Below are 21,453 nucleotides of genomic sequence, written 5' to 3'. Positions count from 1 at the left end.
GAACCGCTCCCCCCTTATTGCGCATGGTATGCAAGTGCGGCTTCTGATCATTGCATCCCCCATGGACCGGGGCAAGGTGCTCAAGTCGACGGCGCCCGGCTGGGACGCGCCCCGGTGGCGCGCCTCGGCGGGGCCGTCGCACGGTGCAGGTCCGCACGTCTGCGCAGCGTGCGGCGTCTTGGTCGCGCGTGCGATGCTTGCGGCCATGACGGGGAGCGTGTCCGGTGACTTCGAGCTGACCATGGACGAGTTGCGCGTGGTGGCGCGCTATGTGGCGCGGACCGCTGAGGAGGTCCTGGAGGTGTTCGAGAGCGCGGTACCCGAAGATTCCCGGCCGCGCGCGGCCCTCGACGCCGCGCGGGAGTTCGCCGGCGGTGCGCGGCGGACCAGACTGCAGCGTGTCACCTCGCTGGACGCGCACCGGGCGGCGAAGGAAGCTCCCACCGAGGCCTCACGTCTGGCCGCGCGTGCCGCCGGGGATGCCGCGTCCGCCGCCTACCTGCACCCGATCGCGAAAGCTCACCAGGTGGGTCACATCCTGCGTGCCGCCGCGAGCGCGGCGCGCATCGCCGAGATCGGTGCGGGTGGCGATCCCGAAGCCGGGGACCGGACGATCGAGCAGGCTCGGCAGCGCGCCACACCGGCCCTGGTCGATGTCCTTCTCCGGTTTCCCTCCGCGCCGGCCGGCAGAAACCGTGTCGCGCAGCTCATGTCCGCCCTGGACGCCTCACTGCGCGACGGCAGGGCACGTCCCGGCCGGCCCACGCCTGTTCGGCAGGACGGGGAGAACTGAGCCGTAACCGGTGCACGGCCCCGGCTCGACTGCCGCCCGGGACGGAGAGCGGCGGGGCTCGCGCGCCCCCCGTGGGCGGCGAGAAGCCGGGCCCGGCTTCTCGCCGCCCACGGCCTTGTGGTTCAGCGGCGTGTGGGGCGGGAGAGGTAGCGGCCCTGCGGTACGCCCATGACCTTGCCGTCGGCGTAGATCTGCCGGCCGCGCAGGAACGTGGACTCCACACTAGCGCCGACCTCCAGGCCCTGGAGCGGGCTGTACTCCTGGGCCGACTCGGAGTCCGCCGCCTCCACGGTCCAGGAGCGGGAGGTGTCGACGAGCGCGAGGTCCGCGTCGTAGCCCTCGGCGATCCGGCCCTTGGTGTGGAGGCCGAAGCGCCGCGCCGGTGTCCACGCCGTCAGCTCGGCCACCTTCTGCAGCGGCAGGCCGTGCGCGGATGCCGCACCCGCCAGGCCTGGCAGCAGGTACTCCGTGCCGCCGAAGCCCGACTTGGCGGCGAAGACGTCGCCGGCGGGGTCGCCGAACTTGGTCTCCTCCTTGCAGCAGGCGTGGTCGCTGACCACCCAGTCGACGTGGCCCGCGACCAGGTGTTCCCACAGCGCGTCGACGTCCTCCTGCGGGCGCAGCGGCGGGTTGACCTTGCCGCCGATGCCGGACGCCGTCTCGACGTTCGCGAGGAGGTGGCCGATGGTGACCTCGCGGCGGAAATCGACCTGCGGGAACGTCTTGGCCATCAGCATCGCCGCCTCGATCGCCTTGCGCGAGGAGAGGTGCAGGAGGTTGATGGTGGGCAGTTCGGTCTCGGCCGCCAGGTAGCCGGCGATGGTGACGGCCAGCCCCTCGGAGTGCGGGGGCCGTGAGGCGCTGTAGGCGGCGAGCCCGTCGAGTGTGCCCTCCTCCTCGACGAGCCTGGTGTACGCGGTCATGATCTCCGCCGTCTCGCAGTGGAGGGACAGGGAGATGGTGTCCGCGAGCTCGGGGAAGCGCCGGCGTGCCGCCTGGACGCCGCGCATGACGAACTCGAAGTGGGCCAGGTCGTACCGTTCGTCGGGCGGGATCATCAAGAACGCGTTCTGGTCGGCCGAGCGGCCGTGCAGTCCGTGGCTGCCGTAGAACATGAAGACCTTGAAGGAGGTCACGCCGAAGCGGTCGATCAGCTCGGGTATCTCCTCGATGTGCGACTTCTGCATGGGGGCGAGGTGGAAGCCGTAGTCGACGTGGGAGCGGCCCTCCGCGCTCTCCAGGACCAGCGGGAAGACCTCCTCGTATGAGCCGCCCCGGTTCATGTAGTACTGCCCGGTCCGCATGTAGGTGAGTGCGGTGGTGACGCCGCCCTGGGCGCACGCCCTGCTCTCGTTGGCGGTGTCGTCGGACAGCGGGTTGTAGATGCCCCAGTGCTGGTGGGCGTCCACGACGCCGGGGAAGGCGTGGAGTCCCTTGCCGTCGACCACCTCGCGCGCCGCGTCGGCCGGGATGTCCGGGGCGATGCGGTGGAACACGCCGTCCTTGACGCCGATGTCCGACGTCGGGATGTCGGGCGCGTCGTGGTTCACCAGCCGTACGTTCTTGATCAGCAGGTCCAGCTCGGTCATGGTGCGGTTCCTCTCAGCGGGCGTCTGGGACGGTGGGGGCGGTGCGGGTGGGCTCAGCAGCGGCGGTCGAAGGGTCCGCTACGGCGACGGGCGGGGCCGTGGCAGTGGGAGCGGCGGACAGGGTGGTGGCGGCCTGCCAGGCCAGGCCCAGAGCGGGCAGCAGTCCGTTGCCCGCCAGATAGCCGTCGGCGCCGTGACCCGAGATGCCGTGCGCGGCACCGCCCGACGCGAACAGGCCGTCGACGGGTGTGCCGTCGCCGCCCAGTACGCGGGCGTGCCCGTCGACCACGAGCCCGCCCTGGGTGTGGAAGAGGGCGGGGATGACCTCGATGGCGGCGTACGGAGGGCGGAGTGGTTCCTCGAAGAAGGTTCTGCCGAACCGGTCGCGGTCTGCCGCGCCCGTGGCGACGGCTGCCTGGCCGGACAGCGCCTCCTCAAGCGCCGCGGCCGCGCACCCCGTCCGTGCGGCGAGCTCCGCCACGTCGTCCGCCCAGGTCAGACAGCCGGCCTCGACCGTGTGCCGGAAGTCGGTGAACGGGAGGCACAGGTCGCGGATCCTGCCGTCGAGCACGATCCAGCCGCGTGCGCCGGGCTGCCGCGCGAGGGCGGCGGCGTATTCGGAGTAGCCGCTCGTCTCGTCGCCGAACCGCCGGCCTCCCGCGTCGACCATGACGGCTCCGTGCATCACGGTGGCCCAGCCGACCAGGGTGCGGGAGCGCCGGGCGAGCGCGGCGTGGCCCTGGTACGCGTCCAGGTACGCGGCACGGCCGCCGTGCGCCAGGCCGATGTCGAGGCCGTCGCCGCGGGCGAACTGTCCTCCGTGGTAGTCGGCGGCGGCGATCCCCGGCAGGTACCGGGCCACCCGCTCGCGGTCGGCGCCGTGTCCGCCCGTGGCGAGGAGCACCGCGCGGGTGGAGACGGTCTCGCGGTGGCCGCCCGGGTCCTCGACGACCGCACCGTCGACCCGCCCCGCGGCATCCCGGGTGACGTCCACGAGCCGGGCGGGTATCAGCATCTCGGCGCGGGAGGAGGCGCGGACGCGCTCGTGGAGGTGGCGCAGCAGCGTGGAGCCGTGGCGCCCCTCGACGGTGTGCAGCCGGTCGGCCGAGTGGCCCGGGTAGCCGAAGTCGCGGACGAGGCCCAGTGGCAGTCCGGCGCCGTCGGCGAGCCACTCCACGAGGGGTGCGCTGATCCGGGCGAGGGCCGCGGCGAGTGCCGGGTCGGCCGTGCCGTGGGTCTTGGCCTCGATGTCGGCGAGGAACCGTTGCGGGCCGTCCTCGACGCCGGCCTCGCGCTGCCACCGTGATCCGGCTCCGGGGATCATCGCGGTGGACATGGAGGTGTTATTGCCGCGGAGGAAGTGCGCGTCGGGGTCCACGACCAGCACGCTCAGCCCGGCCTGGGCCGCCGCGAGCGCGCCGGCCAGGCCGCCTCCCGCACCGGCCACCACCAGGTCGACGGAGGCCTCGTCCCGCGCGGTCCGGTCGCCCGCCGCGTCGGGGCCGCTCATGCGGCTCCCTCCGCGGCCAGCAGTCTCAGCGCCGTCTCGGCCGGGTCGACGAGACGCACCGGGTGCGGCGCCTGGGTGTCCACCGCCGAGCAGCCGTTGATGACGGTGGTGACGCCGCGTGCCGCGAAGCCGTCGAGTGCGCCGCGGACCGCGTTGTTCCAGGCGGCGGCGTCCGAGACGGCGTCCAAGTCGAGATCGAGTGTGGTCACCCCGGCGAACCAGGGGCCGTGGCCGTAGGCGTCGAGCAGGTCGGCCAGTGCCCGGCCGATCGCCGGGTTGCGGGTCACCGCGCCGAAGGGCCGTCCCGTCGCGACCAGGTGGGAGGCGGTGAGGCGGAGCATGCCGACGACGGGTGCGGAAGCGTCCGGCGACGTGGTGATGGGCGACGGATCCGGGGTGAGGGGTACGCCGGGGTCGAGGACGCAGTCGGGCATGCGGAGGGTGTGGGTGCCGGTGCCTGCCGCGGCGAGTGTCCCGGTCACCGACGCGGTGGAGGCGGCGATGTCGTCGCGGGTGGCCAGTTCGGTGGGCGCGCCGGCTCCCGCGGGTTCGAGGTGGACCTCGACACCCGGTGGTGACAGCCGCCGGTAGCGCTCGCGGCGGCGGGCGAGTTCGCTCTCCCCGACCCGCACCGGGGTGACGGACAGGATCTTCATGCCGTGCCTCCTGCTCCTCCTGATGTCGTGGTCTCTCGCGTGTCCGCTGCCGCGAGGGCGCGCAGCGGCGGCCCCACGTCTGCGGTGTCCGGCAGCGTGCCCGCGAGGTGCTCCAGCCGGTCGACCAGGCCGGTGTCCCCGAGCACGTCCGCGAGGACGAGGGGCAGCGTCCTCGGGGTGAACGGCCGGTGGTCGGTGTCGCCCACGGGGTTGGGGGCGTACAGCCGCACGCTCCTGCCGTCGTCGAGCACCGCCGTGAGCCTGGCCGGGCGCTCGTGCGGCAGGTGTGCGGTCAGCGCCGGGTCCTCGCTCACGGTCACCTTGCGTGCGAGGGCGAGGAGCTCCTGCCGCGCGCGGCCGGTGGCCTCGGCCGTCGCGGGGGCGACCCGGCCGTGCAGCAGAGCCGCCGCCACCGCGTAGGGGACGGAGAACATCGCGGCGAGTGCGCTGTCCCAGTGGGTGCCATCGAGAGGGGCGGCCAGCGCGTGGGTCTCGACGGTGACGCCGGCGATCCGGTCCGCGAGCTGCGCGGACGGCAGGTCGCACAGGCGGTCGCCGCCCAGGTCGCGCTCGCGCAGTTCCAGTGCGAGGTCGGCCGCCGGGTGCGTGTACGAGCACGAGGCGTGCCGTTTGAAGTAGTTGTGCTCGATCTGCCAGTCGGCACCGAGCCCTCGGGTGAGGGCCACCGGATCGAAGTCTCCGAGCAGGGTGCCGTACGTCAGCGCTGCCGTACCGGTGTTCTGCACGACGCCGGCCGCGGCCAGGCGGGCGGCGGCGAGCCCGGAGTGTGCCGCTGTGCCCATCCACGCGTCGCGTACGCGGTGGCCGTCGAGCGCGGAGTCGAAGTGCCCGGCGACGGGCAGCCCGCAGGCCGTGTCGACGGCTGCCGCCACCCGGGGGGCGGGCAGCCCGAGGAGGAGGGCGCAGCCGGCGGCGGCGCCCGTCACGCCCCAGTTCCCGTGCGGGTGCACGCCTGGCCGCAGTGCGGTGGCGCGGCCGAACCTGGCGGCGACCTCGTATCCGGCGAGCAGGGCACGTGCCGTCTGCTCACCTGTGGCACCGAGCGAGGCGGCGAGGGTGAGGATCGCGGGGAACGTGTGCCCGGCGGGGTGCCCCTTGGCGTACTTGCCGCCCTCGTCCAGCTCACAGCTGACCAGGGCGGTGGCGTTGAGGTAGGCGGCGGTGTCGGTGTGGGTGAGGGACCCGCCGCCGAAGACGGGCGCGTCACCGGGTGGCTGGGGCCACGCGGACCTGAGGCGCCGCTGTCCCTCGGTGCGTGCCCCGGCCAGGGTGACGGCCAGGGTGTCGAGCAGGACGAGCGAGAGCCGCCGGCGGACGCTTTCGGGGGCGTCGTGCCAGGTGAGTTGGGTGGCCCAGGCGCTGAGTTCGTCTGTTTGGTCGGCCGCGGGTTTGGTGGTGCGCATCGCGCCCCCTTCCCTGCTGTTCCATTCAGCGGAACGCTTCCGTTATTCGATGCTTTCAGCGCCACACCGGAAACGTCAATGCTCTTCGAGAAGAACGCCGGGAACCGAAAATCACCAGCTCCATCCCCTTGACCGCATCCGAAAGACGGTGCTTCTCTGACGTTCCATTGAGCGGTACGGACGTTTCGACCGCGTGCACAGTCACCCCACGAGGCAGGCGAGAATGGGCCCATGACGACTCAGCCCGGAACACCGAGGACCGGAACCCAGCCCGCGGCCCAACCCGGCACCGAGACCGCGGGACGCGTGATAGACGTGCTGCTCCTGTTCACCGACGGACCCGGCGAACTCGGCGTCTCCCGCATCGCACGCGAACTCGGCCTCAGCAAGGCCGTCGTGCACCGCATCCTGCAAACCCTGGTGGCCCGCGGCATGGTGACGCTCGATCACGCGTCCCGCCTCTACCGGCTCGGCCCCACGACGGCCGCGCTCGGAGCCCGGGCGCTGCGCGGTTTCGACCTGCGCGCTGTGGCCGCTCAGCCCCTGCGCAGGCTTCAGGAGGAGACCGGGGAGACGGTGACGCTCACCGCACTCGTGCCCGGCGGACGCGCCTACGTCGACCAGATCGTGAGCACCCACGAGGTGAAGATGACCGTGGAACTCGGCCGCCGTTTCCCCCTGCACGCGGGCAGTTCGGGCAAGTGCGTCCTGGCGTTCCTGCCGGAGAGCGAGCGCGAGGCGATCCTCACCGGAGCCCTGCCCGCTCTGACCGGCAGCACCCGTACGGACGCGGACACCCTGCGCGGCGAGCTGGCCGCGATCAGGGAGCTCGGCTACTCCACCTCACAGGGCGAACGGCAGGCCGACGCGGGCTCCTTGGCCTCTCCGCTGTTCGGACTGGACGGGGACGTACGCGGCTCGGTGTCCGTGTGCGGCCCGCGCTCCCGGTTCACCCCGCGGTTCATCGACGAGTGCGCGCCCCACGTGAGCCAGGCGGCACGCGACATCTCCACCGCACTCGGCTGGACCGGCGAGGGCGGCGGCACCCGCGTAGTGGCCGAACGCCCCACGACGCCCTCTCCCACGACGACGGAAGGACCCCCATGACCGAGAGTGCATCCGCCCGGCAAGCCGGCTCGGGCTCCGAGGAAGGGCCGGCGGCCGCAACCGGGCCGCAGCCCACGGGAGGCGCCACGGCGGGCGCGGCGCTGGCGGGCATCAAGGTACTGGACATCGCCACCCTCTTCGCCGGCCCGCTCGCCGCCACCCTGCTCGCCGACTACGGTGCCGACGTCACCAAGGTGGAGCACCCCAGGGGCGACCCGGTCCGCAGCCACGGCGCGAGCAAGGACGGCGTGGGCCTGTGGTGGAAGATGCTCTCGCGCAACAAGAAGGCCATCACCCTCTACCTGGGCAGCCCCGAGGGCCAGGACATCTTCCGCCGCATGGTCGCGGAAGCGGACGTCGTCATCGAGAACTTCAGGCCGGGCACGCTGGAGCGCTGGGGGCTCGGATACGAGGAGCTGTCCGCCCTCAACCCCCGCCTCGTGCTGGCCCGAGTCACCGGCTTCGGCCAGCTGGGCCCCTACGCGAGCCGCCCGGGATTCGGCACGCTCGCCGAGGCCATGAGCGGCTTCGCCGCCATCACGGGCGAGCCCGACGGACCGCCGACGCTCCCCCCGTTCGGCCTGGCCGACGGCATCTCGGCGCTCACGGCGGCGTTCGGCATCATGGCAGCGCTGCGCGCACGGGATCGCACCGGGCGCGGGCAGGTCCTCGACCTGGCGATCATCGAGCCGATGGTCACGGTGCTGGGCCCGCAGGCCATCGCCTACGACCAGTTGGGGCAGCTCCAGCAGCGAACGGGCAACAGGTCGGCGAACAACGCTCCCCGCAACACCTACCGCACCAAGGACGGCAGGTGGGTGGCCGTCTCGACCAGCGCGCAGTCCGTCGCGGAACGGGTGATGCGGCTGGTCGGGCGGCCGGAGTACGTGGACGAGCCGTGGTTCGCCTCCGGCGGCGAACGCGCCCGGCACGCGGACGAGCTGGACGAGGCGGTCGGCTCCTGGATCGCCGAGCGCACCAGGGAAGAGGTCGTGGCCGCCTTCGAGGAGGCGCAGGCCGCCATCGCCCCGGTCTACGACGTGAGTGACATCTTCGAGGACCCGCAGTTCCAGGCGCTGGGCACACTCACCACCGTCGAGGACGAGGAACTGGGCCCCGTCACGTTCCAGAACGTCCCCTTCCGGCTCAGCGAGACACCAGGCGAGGTCCGCTGGTCCGGCCCCCGCAAGGGGCGGGACACGGCGGAGATCCTGGGGGCCCACGGCGTCGGCGCCGACGAGCTGGCGGCGCTGCGGGAACGGGGCGTCATATGAGCGGCACGAAGCGAGCCGCCGCCGCGGACGGCGCGGCCGCCGCGCGCTCAGCACCCGCCGTTCCCCTCGCCGTACGCTCCTGGCTCTACGTCCCCGCCACCCGCCCCGACCTTCTGCCCAAGGCAATGAGCGGCGAGGCAGACGCGGTCGTGCTGGACCTCGAGGACGCCGTGCCCGCGGGCCGCAAGGACGAGGCACGCGACCACGCGCTCAAGGCGCTGGAGGCCTCCTGGCCGAAGCCGCTGTGGGTCCGCGTCAACCAGGCGGGCTCCGCCTGGGGAGACGCCGATCTGGCAGCGCTCGCCACGGCCCCCGTCCAGGGGATCAGGCTGCCCAAGTGCGAGAGCGCGCAGACCGTCCGGGACACAGCGGCGCAGGTGGACGCGGACCTGCACCTGCTCCTGGAGACCGCGTTGGGCGTCGAGCACGCCTACGCGCTGGCCACGGCGGCACCGCAGGTCGCCTATCTCTCGCTCGGCGAGGCCGACCTGCGCGCCGATCTGCGCGCACGCAGGGACACGGCACTGGACTGGGCCCGCGGCCGCGTCGTCAACGCGGCGCGTGCGGCAGGCCTGGCAGAGCCCGTGCAGAGCGTGTGGACCGCTGTCGACGACCTGCCCGGGCTCACCTTGAGCACCGAGGAGGCCCGCGACAGCGGGTTCTTCGGCCGCTCGGTCGTCCACCCCCGCCAGATCGCGCCCGTCAACGCGGCCTTCACCCCCACCGCGCGGGAGGCCGAAGAAGCGCGGCGTCTCGTCCACTCCCTGCGCCAGGTCGAGGACGCGGGAAGCGCGGCCTGGCTCGACGCGCAGGGCCGCCTGGTCGATCCGGCGGTCGTGGCGCAGGCCCGCTGGGTCCTCGACCGCCTGCACGACTGACCCCTCAGACGCGCCCCCAACCTTCCCCCTCTCTCCCTCTCCCCTTATCTCCCACAAGGCAGGCCATGACCTCAGACCGGCACGCCCACGATCCGCTCCTCGACGCGCTGCCCGCCGACCCCCGCATCGTCGAACTGGGCCAGCCACTGTTCACCGGGATGCCGTGCTCCCCCAACCACCCCGGCTTCCGTATGGTGCTCGCCCGGCGGCACGGTGACATGACGCGTCCCGACGGCGGTTCGGCGGCCAACGAGACGATCATCACCGGCGGGCACGTCGGCACCCACATCGACGCCCTGTCACACGTGAGCCACCACGGCAAGCTGCACGGCGGCGTCGACGCCGCCGAGGCGCAGACGGGCGGCGCGTTCTCCGCACACGGCGCGGAACACACCCCCGCCATGGTCACCCGCGGCGTGCTGCTCGACGTGGCGGCCGCGCACGGCACGGACACGCTGCCCGGCGGCTACGGTGTCACCGCCGCCGACCTGCGAAGCGCGGCCCAGGCCGGCGGTGCCGAGCCGCGCCCCGGCGATGTGGCTCTCATACGCACCGGCTGGGCGCGCCACTTCGACGACGCGGCCGCCTACCTCGGCAAGGAGTCGGGGGTCCCCGGCATCACCGAGGAGGCGGGCGCCTGGCTGGCGGAGCGCGGTGTGCGCGCCGTGGGCTCCGACACCACGGCCTGCGAGCAGATCCAGCCGGGCCGGGGCCACAGCGTCCTGCCGGTCCACCGGCTGCTGCTGGTCGAGCACGGCATCTACATCATGGAGCACTTGGCGCTGGAGGAGATCGCCGCCACCGGGCGGCACGCGTTCCTCTTCGTCGTGGCGCCGCTCAGGATCGTCGGCGGCACAGGTTCCCCCGTCCGTCCCGTGGCGGTGCTGCCGTGAGCGCGCCGCACACCGCAGCCGCGACCGCGCCGGACTCCTCCGGTACGACAGCCGCCCGGCAGCTCGCCGACTTCGCCTCCCGTACGCGCGAGGCGGGCCTTCCCGACGGACTGCGGGAGAAGGTCACCGGGCATCTCCTCGACCTCGTCGGCAACAGTCTCGCCGCGCTGCCCGAACGGCCCGGCGCGGCGGTACGCGCACTGGCCGAGGAGTGGGGCGGCACGCCCGCAGCCACCGCCATCGGCTCCGCCGTCCGTCTGCCGGCGCCGTCGGCAGCGCTGGTCAACGGCACCCTGGCGCACACCCTCGACTTCGACGACACCCACCTGCCCTCCGTGCTGCACCCCTCCGCCTCGGTGCTGCCCGCGGCGCTCGCCACCGCGGAGGCGGGCGGCGCCACCGGTGCGCGACTGCTGGTGGCCTCAGCCGTCGGCATCGAGGTGACGTGCAGGCTCGGCATGGCGCAGTACGACGAGGCGCTGGGCAACTCCGTCTTCTTCGACCGGGGGTTGCACGCCACCGCGATCTGCGGAGCCATCGGCGCGGCCGTCGCCGCCGCGCTGCTCCGCGGCCTGGACGCGGACGGCATCTGTTCCGCGATCGGCATCTCCGCGAGCATGGGCGCGGGCATCATCGAGTCCAACCGCACAGGGGGCACCGTCAAGCGTGTGCACTGCGGCTGGGCCGCGCACGCGGGCGTGGTCGCCGCCGACATGGCACGCCTGGGCCTCACCGGGCCGCCCACCGTCCTGGAGGGCAGGTTCGGCTTCTTCCGGGCCTACTGCGGGGAGCGCTTCGACGCGGACACCACCGTCTCGGCCCTCACCGACGGCCTCGGCGAGCAGTGGGAGTGCGCACGGCTGTTCATCAAGCCCTACCCCTGCAACCACTTCACGCACGCCGGAATGGACGCCGCCATGCGGCTGCGGCGCCGCGGCCTCGACCCCGCGCGCGTGGCCGCCCTGACGTTGGGCGTGCCGGCACCCGTCCTGCGGACGATCGCGGAGCCGGCGGCGGAGAAGGCGCGGCCCCGCTCCGGCTACCATGCCGCGTTCAGCGGCCCCTACACCGTCGCCACCGGGCTCCTCGCCGAGCCCGGGACCGCGACGGCCGCGGAGTCAGGTCCTGGACGGGTGGCCGGACGGGGAGCGATCCACCGCGGTCTCGGCGTCTTCCACCAGGACTTCACCGACGAGGCGGCCGCCGACCCCGCTCGCCTCGCCCTCGCCGCACGTGTCACCTGCGTCGCCGACGAGGAGTGCACGCGCGTCTTCCCCCACCAGTTCCCCGCCGTCCTCACGGCGGAGCTCGACGACGGCACCACCATGACCGAACGGGTCATGGTCAACAAGGGCAGCCCCGAACACCCGCTGACCACCGAGGAACTCACCGCCAAATTCCTCGCCAACGCCCTCGGCACGGGTGACGAGCAGGCGGTGAGAGCGCTGGCCGACCGCATAGGGGACCTGGCCGCCGCTCCGGACACCACCGCGCTGACGCGCGCCCTTGCCGCGGTCGCGCCCGGCGTCCGCCGCTGACCTCCGCCCAGGACTCCCCTTCCCCACCGAGTGAGGTGAACCAGTGAGTTCCCCGCGTTCAAACGTCCGCTGGCTGACGCTCGGACTGATCATCACCCTCATCGTCATCAACTACATCGACCGCAGTGCGGTCAGTTACACGGTCGAGCCGCTCACCGAGGCGTTCGGCATCACCAAGTCCCAGTACGGTCTCATCAGCAGTGCCTTCTCCATCGGCTACATGGTCTTCGCCTTCCTGGCAGGCCCCCTCGTCGACCGGTACGGCGCCCGCCGCACCCTGCTGGTCGGTGTCGCGCTGTGGTCCGTGGTCACCGCCCTCACCCCGGTCGCGGGCTCCTTCGCCGGGCTCTTCCTGGCCCGCATCGTCCTCGGTGCCGGCGAGGGTCCGGGGTTCCCGGCCGCCACCCGCACGGTCAGCCGATGGCTGCCGCAGAGCGAGCGCGGCACCGCGCTGGCCATGATCGGCGGCGTCGCCGTGGCGGGTTCGCTGCTGATCGGTGGGCCCGTGGTGACACAGCTCATCGCCGGACTCGGCTGGCGGGGCATGTTCTGGTTCCTGGCGGCGCTCGGACTCCTGTGGTTCGCCGCCGCGTGGGCGCTGCTCAAGAACACCCCCGAGGAGCACCCGAAGGTCTCCGAGGCCGAACGCGCCCACATCGCCGCGGGGCAACGCGAGGAGGAGCGCACCTCCCGCGGCCGCGTCGAATGGCGTCCCGTTCTGACCAACCGCAACCTGTGGATCATCGCGATCGGCTACTTCGCGTGGGGCTTCATCTTCTGGGGCTTCATGTACTGGCTGCCGGACTACCTCTCGACCGCATACGACCTCGGCGTCACCGACGTGGGCATGTTCGCCATCGCCCCGTGGGCGGCCGGAATCGTGGGCGCGCTCATCGGCGGCGTACTCACCGACCGCGTCTACCAGCGCACCGGCAGCCCCCGCACCCGCCTGACCATCATGGGCGTCGCCCTGCTGCTGTCCGGCGCCGCGCTCATCCCCATCTTCACCGCGCCCTCGCTGACGGTCTCGGTCGTCTTCATCTCACTCGGGGTGGGCATCGGCTTCGTCACCGGCGGCATCTGGTGGGTCGCCGCCATCGACGCCGCCCCCTCCCAGCCGGGCCTGGCGGCGGGTTTCGCCGACGCCGCCTTCGCCTCCTCGGGAATCGTCGCCCCCTCCGCGATGGGCTACATCGTCACGACGACCGACAGCTTCTCCAGCGGCTTCGTGCTGATGACGGGGCTCGCCGTGATCGGCGCCCTGGCCCTGCTGGTCCTCCCCCGCCGCACCAGGCCCGCCGACCAGCCGCTCTCCCGAGCCCCCGACCCGGAGTCCACTCGGGTTTCCTGAGTTGTTCTCGCGGCGCGAAGGCCCGGACGCCGGGGGCGTCCGGGCCGGTGTGCCCTGGTCAGTACCAGTACCAGCGTCGAGCCGGCTTGTTGGTGAAGACGCGTCGCATCGTCGCGGCCATGGCTGATCACCCCCTTCTCGTGTCGTGTGCGGGCGGATGGTTCGGGGAGCGGTGCAGCACGAACGGTCGCGGCACGTTGCCCTCCGACATGGCGGCGCGTGTGTCACCGCCGGTGACCGCCAGGCAGGCGTGGTCGGTGAGGGCGGCCAGCGACTCGGTGAGCAGCGTGTGTGCCACCGCCGCACCGGCACAGCTGAAGGGCCCCATTCCGAACGGGATGTAGGGACCGTGCCCGCTGTCGTCGGCCCAGCGTTCGGGCCGGAAGGCGTCGGGGGAATCCCAGAGGCGTTCGTCATGGTGCAGCAGGTAAGGACAGACGGAGAGCAGCTCGCCCGGCGGGAAGACGGTGCCACCGAGTTCCACGGCGCGCGGAAGGGTTCGTCCGAGCATCCAGGGCACCGGGCGGTGCCTCATCGCCTCACGCACGACGTGGTCGGCCGGCCAGGGCCACGGTGCGGTCCCGGTGTGGTGCAGGCAGGCCAGCAGCACCGACCATGCCAGCGAGGCGCTGACGGGGGCCATGATCGCCCGGAACATCATCAGGTGCAGGTCGGCCACTGCCCGGTCGGGCATCTCCGCTTCCCGGCACACCATGAGCACCGCGTCCAACATGTCGCGCGGTTCACCGGCAGGCCGTCGGCGGCGGTGTGCTTCCTCGGCCACTGCGGTCACCAGCCTGGCCCGCATCAGCTCCGCCCGCGCCCGCTGCCACACGTGCGGCGCGCGCACCGCCACGCCCTCGTGCGCGGCCCGCCGCATCAGCTCACGGCTGCCGCCCGGCGTGCCGGGGCGCAGCAGCAGGTCCGCCAGGCAGTGGTAGACCAGCCGTGTGCCGGCGTCCGGCCACCGGCTGGACGCCGGCAGAGCGGCCACCGCCTCGGGCAACGCGGCACGGAAGTGCGGCACGCCGGCGCGCAGCAGACCGCGCACCGCGCGGCCCAGCTCTGCCTGCGCGGCGCGGTCGGGCAGCAGCTCGCCGAAGAAGACCGATCCGCCCGTGTGGTAGTCCGGATCGCGCAGCAACGTCTGCGCCAGCTCGCTGTCGCGGACACACCAGCCGCCCCAGGGGAGCCGCATCACCCCTGCCGTGCTGTCGCGGCTCAGCTCCTCGATGCAGGCGAGGGGGTCCCGCCGCAGGCGGAACCCGTATCCGCTCCTCATATCCCCACCTCCGGCCGGCGTCCGCCGACCAAGCCCGTACCCGATTGAATTCAAATGGGTACTTCCACACCGCTGTTGGGGTATGCCCGCATTGCCCCGATGGTGTCAGCGCACGCCGGTACCCCCGGCCTGCCGATCCCGCCCGCACGCCACGGGGCCGCTCCCGCGACTCAGCCCGGCGCACGCCCCTTTCTCCGCATGCCCGGCCCGAAACAGCCCTCGAACGGGGGCGCTCGGCTGAGTGATCGTCGTCAGGCACAGGACACATGGGTGGCGGGAGCGCCACCATGTGCTCCGGCCGGTTTCCCCCTCGTCGGGAAACGGCCACATGGGGAAACCCGGAACGTGCCGACGAGGGTGAACGCAGAGCCTAAGGTGAACGCGGCACCCCCAGCGACGGAATGGCGTGGTCGCACTGCGGCCCCGCGAGGCGGAGGAATTCTGTGTCATCGCCCTACGACCCCCAGTACGCTCCCGCAGGCGACGTGGGTGCGGCACTCATGATGGTCGACTCCCGCCTCAGGAGCATCCACGAGGGAAAGGACGCGAACGACCCGGAACACAAGGCCCTCGTCGCACAGTTGACGGCGTCGATGGGCCGCAAGGGAGCCAAGGACCTCCTGGACGGCGCGTGCACGCTCATCTACATGTTCATGATGTGGCTGCGGGAGGCCCATGAGGACCACGACAAGGACGTGTTCGAGTACGTGGTGCCCAACCTCGTGGCCACGATGCGCATGATGCCCAAGAGCGTGCGCCCCGAGGCCATCCCCACCATGGCGGGCCTCGTCATCGCGGCGGGCACCGGCCTGAGCCCCAATCTCTGGCGCAAACAGTACGGGGAGTGGACGCAGGAGGAGATGAATCCCCTGGAAGTCACCGCCTTCCTCCTCGCGGAACACATCAACCGCATCACCGACGACCAGGACTTCGCCACCCGCATGATCGCGGAGGCCCTGACCGCCGCGGACGGGGACTGACGGCCCACCGCACCCGCGCGAGACAGAGACGGCTACGGCAACCACCGCGCGCGAGGCGACGACGCCCGCGGGTCGGCTCGCGCCCTCGGGGTGGGAACGGACGTCGGGGCGGGAACGGACGTCGCGGCGGGAGAGGGCATCGGGCCGAGGAAGGACGCAGTCGGCTTCCGCGGCGCCGCTGCGCACCGCTTCACCGTCTCAGCGCTTGTGCGCCGCCTCGACCGTGCGCGGGCCCGGGTCGGTGGTGAGTGACTCGATACGGTCGAGCGTCGTGTCGAGAGCGGCCCTCATCGGGGCGGTGTCCCGGCGCAGTTGCGTGAGAAGGATGCCACCCTGGAGAGCGGCCAGCAGGGCGAGGGCCAGCTCTTCCGGGTCGGCGTCGGGACGCAACTCCCCCCGCTCGTACATGGTGGTGAGTCCCTCACGCAGGGCGGTTTCCCACCGGGCGAACCCCGCCGCCAGCTCCCCGCGTGCGGAGTCGCCGCTCTCGGCCAGTTCGCCCGCGAGTGAGCCGAGCGGACAGCCGCCCGCGCACTGGCGTGAGCGTTGCAGCTCCACGACGTGGTCTCGCCACGCGCGCAGGGCCGCCATCGAGTCCAGCTGCCCCAGGACCGGCTGCTGGGCCTCCAGGACGAGGTCGGTCGCGTGCGAGATGACAGCCCGTACGAGCGCGGGTTTGTCCTCGAAGTAGTGGTAGATCTGCGACGCGCTCACGCCCGCGGCCTCACGTACGTCGTCGGTACGCGTACCGGCCACGTTCGTCTCGATCATCAGCCGTGCGGCAGCGTCGACGATGCGGGCGCGGGTGGCCTGCCCCTTCCGGGTGAGCCGTGCGGGTGCGCGGCTCAGGGCAGCTGAGTCATCGTCGCGGGCGTTCATGGCTCAACCGTATCCGGCCCTGCGGCGGAGTACCCAACCTCCGGGAGGCGATTGACACTTCACTCTGCGCACCCACAGAATGGAATCACCAATCCAGAAAGGGCGTGCCATGACCGGTCGGACCTACGCCGAGCAGGTAGCGGAGTTCCACGCACGTACGGGCGAACAGATCACCGACGAGCAACGTCCCGCCTTCGCCACTCTCCGTGCCGAACAGGAACGGCTCGCCGCCGACGGCGTACCGGCCGGCGCCGCGGAATCCGGCATCCGGTTGCCGGACGCCGCACTACTCGACCCGGCGGGCGTACCCACCACATGGGCCGCGGCGTGCGGCGGCCGACCCACCGTGCTGGTGCTCTACCGCGGTGCCTGGTGCCCGTACTGCAACCTGGCCCTCCGCACCTACCAGCAGGAACTGCTCCCCGAGCTCACCTCCCGCGGGGTGGAGCTGATTGCCGTCAGCCCGCAGCGGCCGGACGGATCGCTGACCATGCAGGAGGTCAACGCGCTCAGCTTCACGGTGCTCTCCGACCCCGGTAACCAGATCGGCCGCGCGCTGGGCGTCATGAACACCTGGTCCGCGCAGGCCAGGCAGGCGGTGACCGCCGTCGTCACGGACGTGTCGGAGGCCAACAGCGACGGCACGGACGACGTTCCCATGCCCACCGTCGCCCTGATCGACGCCCAGGGGATCATCCGGTGGCTCGACGTCCACCCGGACTACGCGAGCCGCACCGAGCCCGCCGCCATCCTCGCAGCGCTCGACCTGCTGGACTGAGCCCTCGTCCCGTGCGGTGAGGCGGACGAGCCGCTGACGCCTGCGAGGGCGGCCGGCCGCGCGCCGAACCGCCCGCCGCGGCGCCCTCCACCTGGCAGTCTCATCGGCTGCCGGTGTCGGCCCCGATTTCGCTGGTACGCAGGCTGGATCCGGAACCGTGCCAGTCCAGGCAGACCACCGTGGCGTCATCCAGGAGGTCGCCGCCGGTGGCTTCCCGCAGTGCCCGGGTCATGAAGCGCACGGCTTCACGGGGGTGGAGATGCGCGTCGCGTTCGATGACGGCGGGCAGGTCGAAGCCGGCGGTGTTGCGTTCGGTCATCCCGTCGGTGAACAGCACGAGCCGGTCGCCGGACCGCAGGTCGAACTCCTGCACCCGGTAGACGCCGTGCCAGGGCGAGCCGAAAGGAAGGTCGATGTGCGGTTCGACCTCCGTCACCCGGCCGTTGCGCAGCCGCATCGGCCAGGGGTGGCCCGCGTTGACCAGCAGGGCTCGCCCGGTGGTCAGGTCGATGCGCAGGAGTTGCCCTGTGACGGTGGCTTCGTTGCCGTGGTCGAGGATGGCTTGATGGGCGGCGCGCGCCTGTTCTGCGAGGGACGCGTGGGCGCGGCGGGTCTGGCGCAGGGCACCGATGACGAGGGTGGCCAGGAGAGCGGCGGGCTCGTTGTGTCCCATGGCGTCGGTGACGGACACGTGCAGGAGGTTCTCGTCCAGGCTGTAGTCGAAGGTGTCACCGGCGATGTCCCCGGCCGGTTCCAGTCCCCCGGCGACGGTGGCTTGACCTGCCTCGACGGTGAGCGCGTCGGGCAGCAGGTTCTGCTGGATCTCCGCTGCCAGGGTGGGAGTGGCGCTGCGTCGGCCCCATTCGTACAGGTCGGTGAAGCGGCGGTTCGCGGTGACCACATAGGCCAGGGCGTGTGCGGCCTGAGCGATCTGCTGCTGCCCGAGGGCGCTGGGCGGGTCAGGGGTGATCAGTTCCAGTACGCCGATGGCGTCTCCCCGGAGGGTCACCGGCGTCAGTACTCGGTGCCCGCCCCGGTGGCCCTCGGATTGCGGCGCGTCGGTGATGTGGAGCTGCTGGGTGCGGATCACCGTGTCGAACACGGTGCCGGGCACGCGCACGGGGTCTTGTTTCCGGTCACGCAACGGCCACAGGGCGGGCAGGCGCCACAGCGTCTCACCACCGAGTTCGGTGATCAGGAAGCACACCTCACGGGCGTCGAGCTGCTCGGACAGGAATCGGGCCACCACCGCGACCGAGTCGACCGGCGGCGCCTGCTCGACCGCCGCCAGCAGCCGTTCGATGGTCACGTTCGACTCCGTCACCAGAACACCTTCTCAGCGCCCGTCGTCTCGTCCCTGTGCCTCTTTCGCGAGCGGCACGCGCCGTGGTCGAAGCGGTCTTCACCGCTGTTCCGGGCCCGGCGGCCGAACGGGTGAAGCGGCCACGCCCCATCTCACCACTCTCCCGGAGCACGCGAGCACACAACGCACCGAGCGACAGGGTGACCGGCCGTGCGTACGGCGCCGGAAGCACTGCCCACCGGCGGAGTCCCCGCCCCGCCCGCGTACACGGCGACAGCGGGGGGGGCGGCGATGCCCGCGCCAGGCGGACGAACAGGCGGCGAGTCAGCAGCCGACGAGACCGGTCAGGAATCGAGAAGCCTCCGGTCGCCGGGCGACCCTAGCGTGAGGGCCATGGCAATCACCGCATCCCCCGTGTCCGTCGCATCCGTCACTCTCGAGGTGGCCGACCCCGAAGCCGCCCAGCGCTTCCACACCGCCTTCGCTGTGGACACCCGCATACGCCTGCGGCAGTCCGAGGCCTCCTCCACCGGCTTCCGCGGCTTCACGCTGGCACTCACGGTGTCGCAGCCGGCTGCTGTCGACCGGTTCCTGGCTTCCGCTGTGGACGCCGGCGCGACGGTGATCAAGCCCGCCGCCAAGTCGCTGTGGGGCTACGGTGGCGTCGTCCAGGCCCCTGACGGGACGCTCTGGAAGGTCGCGACCTCGGCGAAGAAGGACACCGGCCCGGCCACCCGTGAGATCGACGAGATGGTTCTCCTGCTCGGCGTCGAGGACGTGAAGGCCAGCAGAGAGTTCTACGTGAGCCGGGGCCTCACCGTGGCCAGGAGCTTCGGAGGGAAGTACGCCGAGTTCGCCTCCGAGAAGTCCAGCCCCGTCAAACTGGCACTGTACAAGCGCCGCGGCCTGGCGAAGGACCTCGGCGTCAGCGCGGACGGCACCGGATCGCACCGCATCGTGCTCGGCTGCACCGCCGGCCCGTTCACCGACCCGGACGGGTACGGCTGGGAGGCCGCCGCAGCGCTCAGCCACGCTCCGTCCACGGCCCCGGCCCACTCCTGAGCTCCGTCCGTGCGCGGCATAGAGTGCGGGCCGCCGTGCGGACGGCCCGCACGGTCGGGCGAAGGGCGGACAGATGGAGGGTCAGAAGCGACGCGGACGGGCACTGCGGCTGCGGGAGACCGGGCGGGCGGTGGGACGGATGGCGCCGGGAGCGCTCAACTCGATCACGGACGTGCCCGGCCTGCGCGTGGGGCAGACCACGCTGGAGGACGACGAGCGCGGCGTGTACTCGGGGGTGACAGCGCTGGTGCCGGAGGCGTTGGAGGAAGCGCGCGCGGTCCCGGCCGGTTTCCACATGGTCAACGGCTACGGGAAGTTCGTCGGTGCGACACAGCTCATGGAGTTGACGGAGCTGGAGACGCCGGTGCTGCTCACGTCCACGCTGTCGGCGTTCCGCGCGGCGGACGCGCTGGTCGGGTGGGTGCTGGAGCGGGCGACCGCCCCGGTGACCTCACTCAATCCGGTCGTGGGAGAGATCAACGACTCCTGGCTCTGCGCGGAGCGGCGGCCGGTGACCGAGGCGCACGTACGGGCGGCACTGGACGGGGCCGGCGCGGGGCCGATGTCGATGGGCAACGTCGGGGGCGGTACCGGGGCGTGCGCACTGGGGTTCAAGGCGGGCATCGGCTCGGCGTCCCGGAAGGTGCCGCTGTCCGGCGGTCCCGCGACCGCCGGGGTGCTCGTGCTGGCCAACATGGACGGGGACCTGCGCGTGGCGGGACGCACGGTAGTGCCCGAGGACCTGGGGCTGGAGCGGGCCGGGCACACCTCACCCCGCGGCTCCTGCGTGGTGGTCGTGGCGCTGGACGTGCCGTGCGCAGGACGCCAGTTGGAACGGGTCGCCACGCGCGGGGTGCTGGCGCTCGGCCGCGTCGGCGCCGCGTACAGCCACGGCAGCGGCGACTACGGGCTGGCGTTGTCCACCCGGGTCGCCGAGGCCCCCGTGGTGCTCTCGCCCGCCGATCTGAACCTGGTGTTCACAGCCGTTCTGGACGGTGTCGAGGAGGCGGTGGTCGACGCGCTGCTGGCCGCTCGGACGGTACGCACACCCGGCGGGCGCACCGCCCACGCCCTGCCGCACGAGGTGCTGCGGGACTGAGCCCCTCCGGTCGCCCACCCTCGTGGGCGCTCACGCTGACGGGCGCACAATACCTTCGCGCGCGCTGCCCTCCGGATGGTGAGATGGCACGGTGACCGACCACGATGAGGCAGCGCTCGTCCTCCCGTTGACACTGGCCTGGGTGAACCGGCACCTGGAGGCCGGCGAACGGATCGTGGGAGCCGAGGCGCTGCACGGCGGCATCACTGCCGCGATGCGGAGGCTGACCATCGCTGCGCGGGACGGAACCACCCGCGACCTGGTGCTGCGGAGCTTCGTCGACCCGTTCTCCCTCAGCCACGCCGAGGACTGGCTGCACCGGGAGGCCGGGGCTCTCTCCCTGCTCACGGGGACCGCCGTGCCGGCGCCCACGCTGGTCGCCGTTGATCCGACCGCCGAGCAGTGCGCGTATCCGTCGCTCCTGATGACACGCCTGCCGGGCCGGACGGTTCTCGTGGACGCGGGCGTGGAGACGCGCGTTCCTTCGCTGGCCCGTCAGCTCGTGGCGATCCACGCGTTGCGGCCCGCCGAGCGGCCCCGTGCATATGTGGCGTTGACGACCGCGGACACCGTCGTGACTCCGAAGGGCGCCGACGCGGCGGCTTGGAACGCGGCGATCGAGGTGATCCGCGGGCCCGCGCCGAGCTGGGAAGAGCGGTTCCTGCACCGCGACTTCCAACCCGGCAACGTGCTGTTCGACGTGGCGCGCGCAGACCCGGCAGGGGCCCGGATCACCGGTGTCGTCGACTGGGCGGGGGCCTCCTGGGGCCCGGCGGATCTCGATGTGGCGCACTGCTCCACCATCCTGGCGATGCTGCACGGCCCGGCGTGGGGCCTGCGGTTCGCCGAGTCGTACGAGGAGGCCGGCGGCGTGCTGGCCGCCGACCGGGGCGAGCGGCTGTACTGGCAGGTGCGCGATGCGCTGGCGTTCTCGGAAGAGGTCCGGCCGGTCGCTCAGGCGTGGCGGGAGGCGGGGAGGACGGAGCTGACGACGCGTGCCGTCGAGAGGCGGCTGGACACCTACGTCACGGCTCTCATGGACTCGCCGGGCTGAGTC

At 72.3% G+C, this 21,453-nt stretch carries 19 protein-coding genes; 12 read left to right on the top strand and 7 right to left on the bottom strand.

What is annotated here, in order from left to right; genetic code table 11:
- Positions 1-34 precede the first annotated feature (34 nt).
- The gene (locus MMF93_RS32545) at positions 35-793 is read left to right on the top strand and encodes a putative immunity protein (RefSeq protein WP_242756892.1); all 759 of its coding nucleotides are present in this window, start codon (positions 35-37) and stop codon (positions 791-793) included.
- A gap of 122 nt (positions 794-915) precedes the next feature.
- Here MMF93_RS32545 and MMF93_RS32540 read toward each other — a convergent pair whose 3' ends face one another.
- From MMF93_RS32540 to MMF93_RS32525, 4 genes are read right to left on the bottom strand one after another with little or no spacing between them, the layout of a single operon-like run.
- Positions 916-2,382: a dihydroorotase gene (locus MMF93_RS32540; RefSeq protein WP_242756890.1), complete on the bottom strand. Its 1,467-nt coding sequence runs from the start codon at positions 2,380-2,382 to the stop codon at positions 916-918.
- Positions 2,383-2,395: 13 nt separating this feature from the next.
- Positions 2,396-3,892 carry an FAD-dependent oxidoreductase gene (locus tag MMF93_RS32535; RefSeq protein WP_242756888.1) on the bottom strand — a complete coding sequence of 499 codons (1,497 nt, stop codon included), beginning with the start codon at positions 3,890-3,892 and terminating at the stop codon, positions 2,396-2,398.
- The gene (locus MMF93_RS32530; protein WP_242756886.1) at positions 3,889-4,548 is read right to left on the bottom strand and encodes an aspartate/glutamate racemase family protein; all 660 of its coding nucleotides are present in this window, start codon (positions 4,546-4,548) and stop codon (positions 3,889-3,891) included. The genes MMF93_RS32535 and MMF93_RS32530 overlap by 4 nt, the downstream gene beginning before the upstream one ends.
- Positions 4,545-5,972 carry an MmgE/PrpD family protein gene (locus tag MMF93_RS32525; protein WP_242756884.1) on the bottom strand — a complete coding sequence of 476 codons (1,428 nt, stop codon included), beginning with the start codon at positions 5,970-5,972 and terminating at the stop codon, positions 4,545-4,547. Before MMF93_RS32525 ends, MMF93_RS32530 begins: the two co-directional genes overlap by 4 nt.
- A gap of 231 nt (positions 5,973-6,203) precedes the next feature.
- On the opposite strand from MMF93_RS32525, the gene MMF93_RS32520 reads away from it, so the two are divergent.
- The 6 genes from MMF93_RS32520 (at position 6,204) to MMF93_RS32495 (ending at position 13,013) form a co-directional block, all read left to right on the top strand.
- The gene (locus MMF93_RS32520; protein WP_242756882.1) at positions 6,204-7,079 is read left to right on the top strand and encodes an IclR family transcriptional regulator; all 876 of its coding nucleotides are present in this window, start codon (positions 6,204-6,206) and stop codon (positions 7,077-7,079) included.
- Positions 7,076-8,353, top strand: a complete 1,278-nt coding sequence (locus MMF93_RS32515; protein WP_242756880.1) for a CaiB/BaiF CoA transferase family protein — start codon at positions 7,076-7,078, stop codon at positions 8,351-8,353. Before MMF93_RS32520 ends, MMF93_RS32515 begins: the two co-directional genes overlap by 4 nt.
- Entirely contained in the window at positions 8,350-9,231 is an 882-nt protein-coding gene (locus MMF93_RS32510; protein WP_242756878.1) for an HpcH/HpaI aldolase/citrate lyase family protein, read from the top strand. Before MMF93_RS32515 ends, MMF93_RS32510 begins: the two co-directional genes overlap by 4 nt.
- 65 nt (positions 9,232-9,296) lie before the next feature.
- On the top strand, positions 9,297-10,124 hold the full coding sequence (locus MMF93_RS32505; RefSeq protein WP_242756876.1) for a cyclase family protein: 828 nt from the start codon (positions 9,297-9,299) through the stop codon (positions 10,122-10,124).
- Positions 10,121-11,662 (top strand): MmgE/PrpD family protein, encoded by a 1,542-nt coding sequence (locus MMF93_RS32500; protein WP_242756874.1) that lies wholly within the window; start codon positions 10,121-10,123, stop codon positions 11,660-11,662. Before MMF93_RS32505 ends, MMF93_RS32500 begins: the two co-directional genes overlap by 4 nt.
- A gap of 43 nt (positions 11,663-11,705) precedes the next feature.
- On the top strand, positions 11,706-13,013 hold the full coding sequence (locus MMF93_RS32495) for an MFS transporter (protein WP_242756872.1): 1,308 nt from the start codon (positions 11,706-11,708) through the stop codon (positions 13,011-13,013).
- Between the two features lie 127 nt (positions 13,014-13,140).
- On the opposite strand, the gene MMF93_RS32490 is transcribed toward MMF93_RS32495, so the two are convergent.
- Complete coding sequence (locus MMF93_RS32490) at positions 13,141-14,295, bottom strand: cytochrome P450 (RefSeq protein WP_242756869.1); 1,155 nt, start codon at positions 14,293-14,295, stop codon at positions 13,141-13,143.
- Between the two features lie 443 nt (positions 14,296-14,738).
- Between MMF93_RS32490 and MMF93_RS32485 the strand changes: the two genes are divergently transcribed.
- Positions 14,739-15,275, top strand: coding sequence for a hypothetical protein (locus MMF93_RS32485; protein ID WP_242756867.1), 537 nt, complete (start codon positions 14,739-14,741; stop codon positions 15,273-15,275).
- Between the two features lie 198 nt (positions 15,276-15,473).
- Here the strand turns inward: MMF93_RS32485 and MMF93_RS32480 are convergent, their stop codons facing one another.
- Positions 15,474-16,154 carry a TetR/AcrR family transcriptional regulator gene (locus tag MMF93_RS32480; RefSeq protein ID WP_242756865.1) on the bottom strand — a complete coding sequence of 227 codons (681 nt, stop codon included), beginning with the start codon at positions 16,152-16,154 and terminating at the stop codon, positions 15,474-15,476.
- A 109-nt stretch (positions 16,155-16,263) separates the two neighbouring features.
- Here MMF93_RS32480 and MMF93_RS32475 point away from each other — a divergent pair, with 109 nt between their 5' ends.
- Complete coding sequence (locus MMF93_RS32475; RefSeq protein ID WP_242756863.1) at positions 16,264-16,932, top strand: peroxiredoxin-like family protein; 669 nt, start codon at positions 16,264-16,266, stop codon at positions 16,930-16,932.
- 100 nt (positions 16,933-17,032) lie between these two features.
- On the opposite strand, the gene MMF93_RS32470 is transcribed toward MMF93_RS32475, so the two are convergent.
- Positions 17,033-18,256, bottom strand: a complete 1,224-nt coding sequence (locus MMF93_RS32470; protein WP_242756861.1) for a PP2C family protein-serine/threonine phosphatase — start codon at positions 18,254-18,256, stop codon at positions 17,033-17,035.
- A 372-nt stretch (positions 18,257-18,628) separates the two neighbouring features.
- Between MMF93_RS32470 and MMF93_RS32465 the strand changes: the two genes are divergently transcribed.
- The 3 genes from MMF93_RS32465 to MMF93_RS32455 all read left to right on the top strand — a co-directional run bounded on the left by MMF93_RS32465 (position 18,629) and on the right by MMF93_RS32455 (position 21,450).
- A complete protein-coding gene (locus MMF93_RS32465) occupies positions 18,629-19,297 on the top strand; it encodes a VOC family protein (RefSeq protein ID WP_242756859.1) in 669 nt (222 codons plus the stop codon).
- Between the two features lie 73 nt (positions 19,298-19,370).
- Positions 19,371-20,396 (top strand): P1 family peptidase, encoded by a 1,026-nt coding sequence (locus tag MMF93_RS32460; RefSeq protein ID WP_242756856.1) that lies wholly within the window; start codon positions 19,371-19,373, stop codon positions 20,394-20,396.
- Positions 20,397-20,487: 91 nt separating this feature from the next.
- Positions 20,488-21,450, top strand: coding sequence for a phosphotransferase family protein (locus MMF93_RS32455; RefSeq protein WP_242756854.1), 963 nt, complete (start codon positions 20,488-20,490; stop codon positions 21,448-21,450).
- Positions 21,451-21,453: the final 3 nt, after the last annotated feature.

The organism is Streptomyces tubbatahanensis, assembly GCF_022699385.1.
Classification (GTDB): domain Bacteria; phylum Actinomycetota; class Actinomycetes; order Streptomycetales; family Streptomycetaceae; genus Streptomyces; species Streptomyces diacarni.
This window is presented reverse-complemented; position numbering and strand designations above follow the sequence as displayed.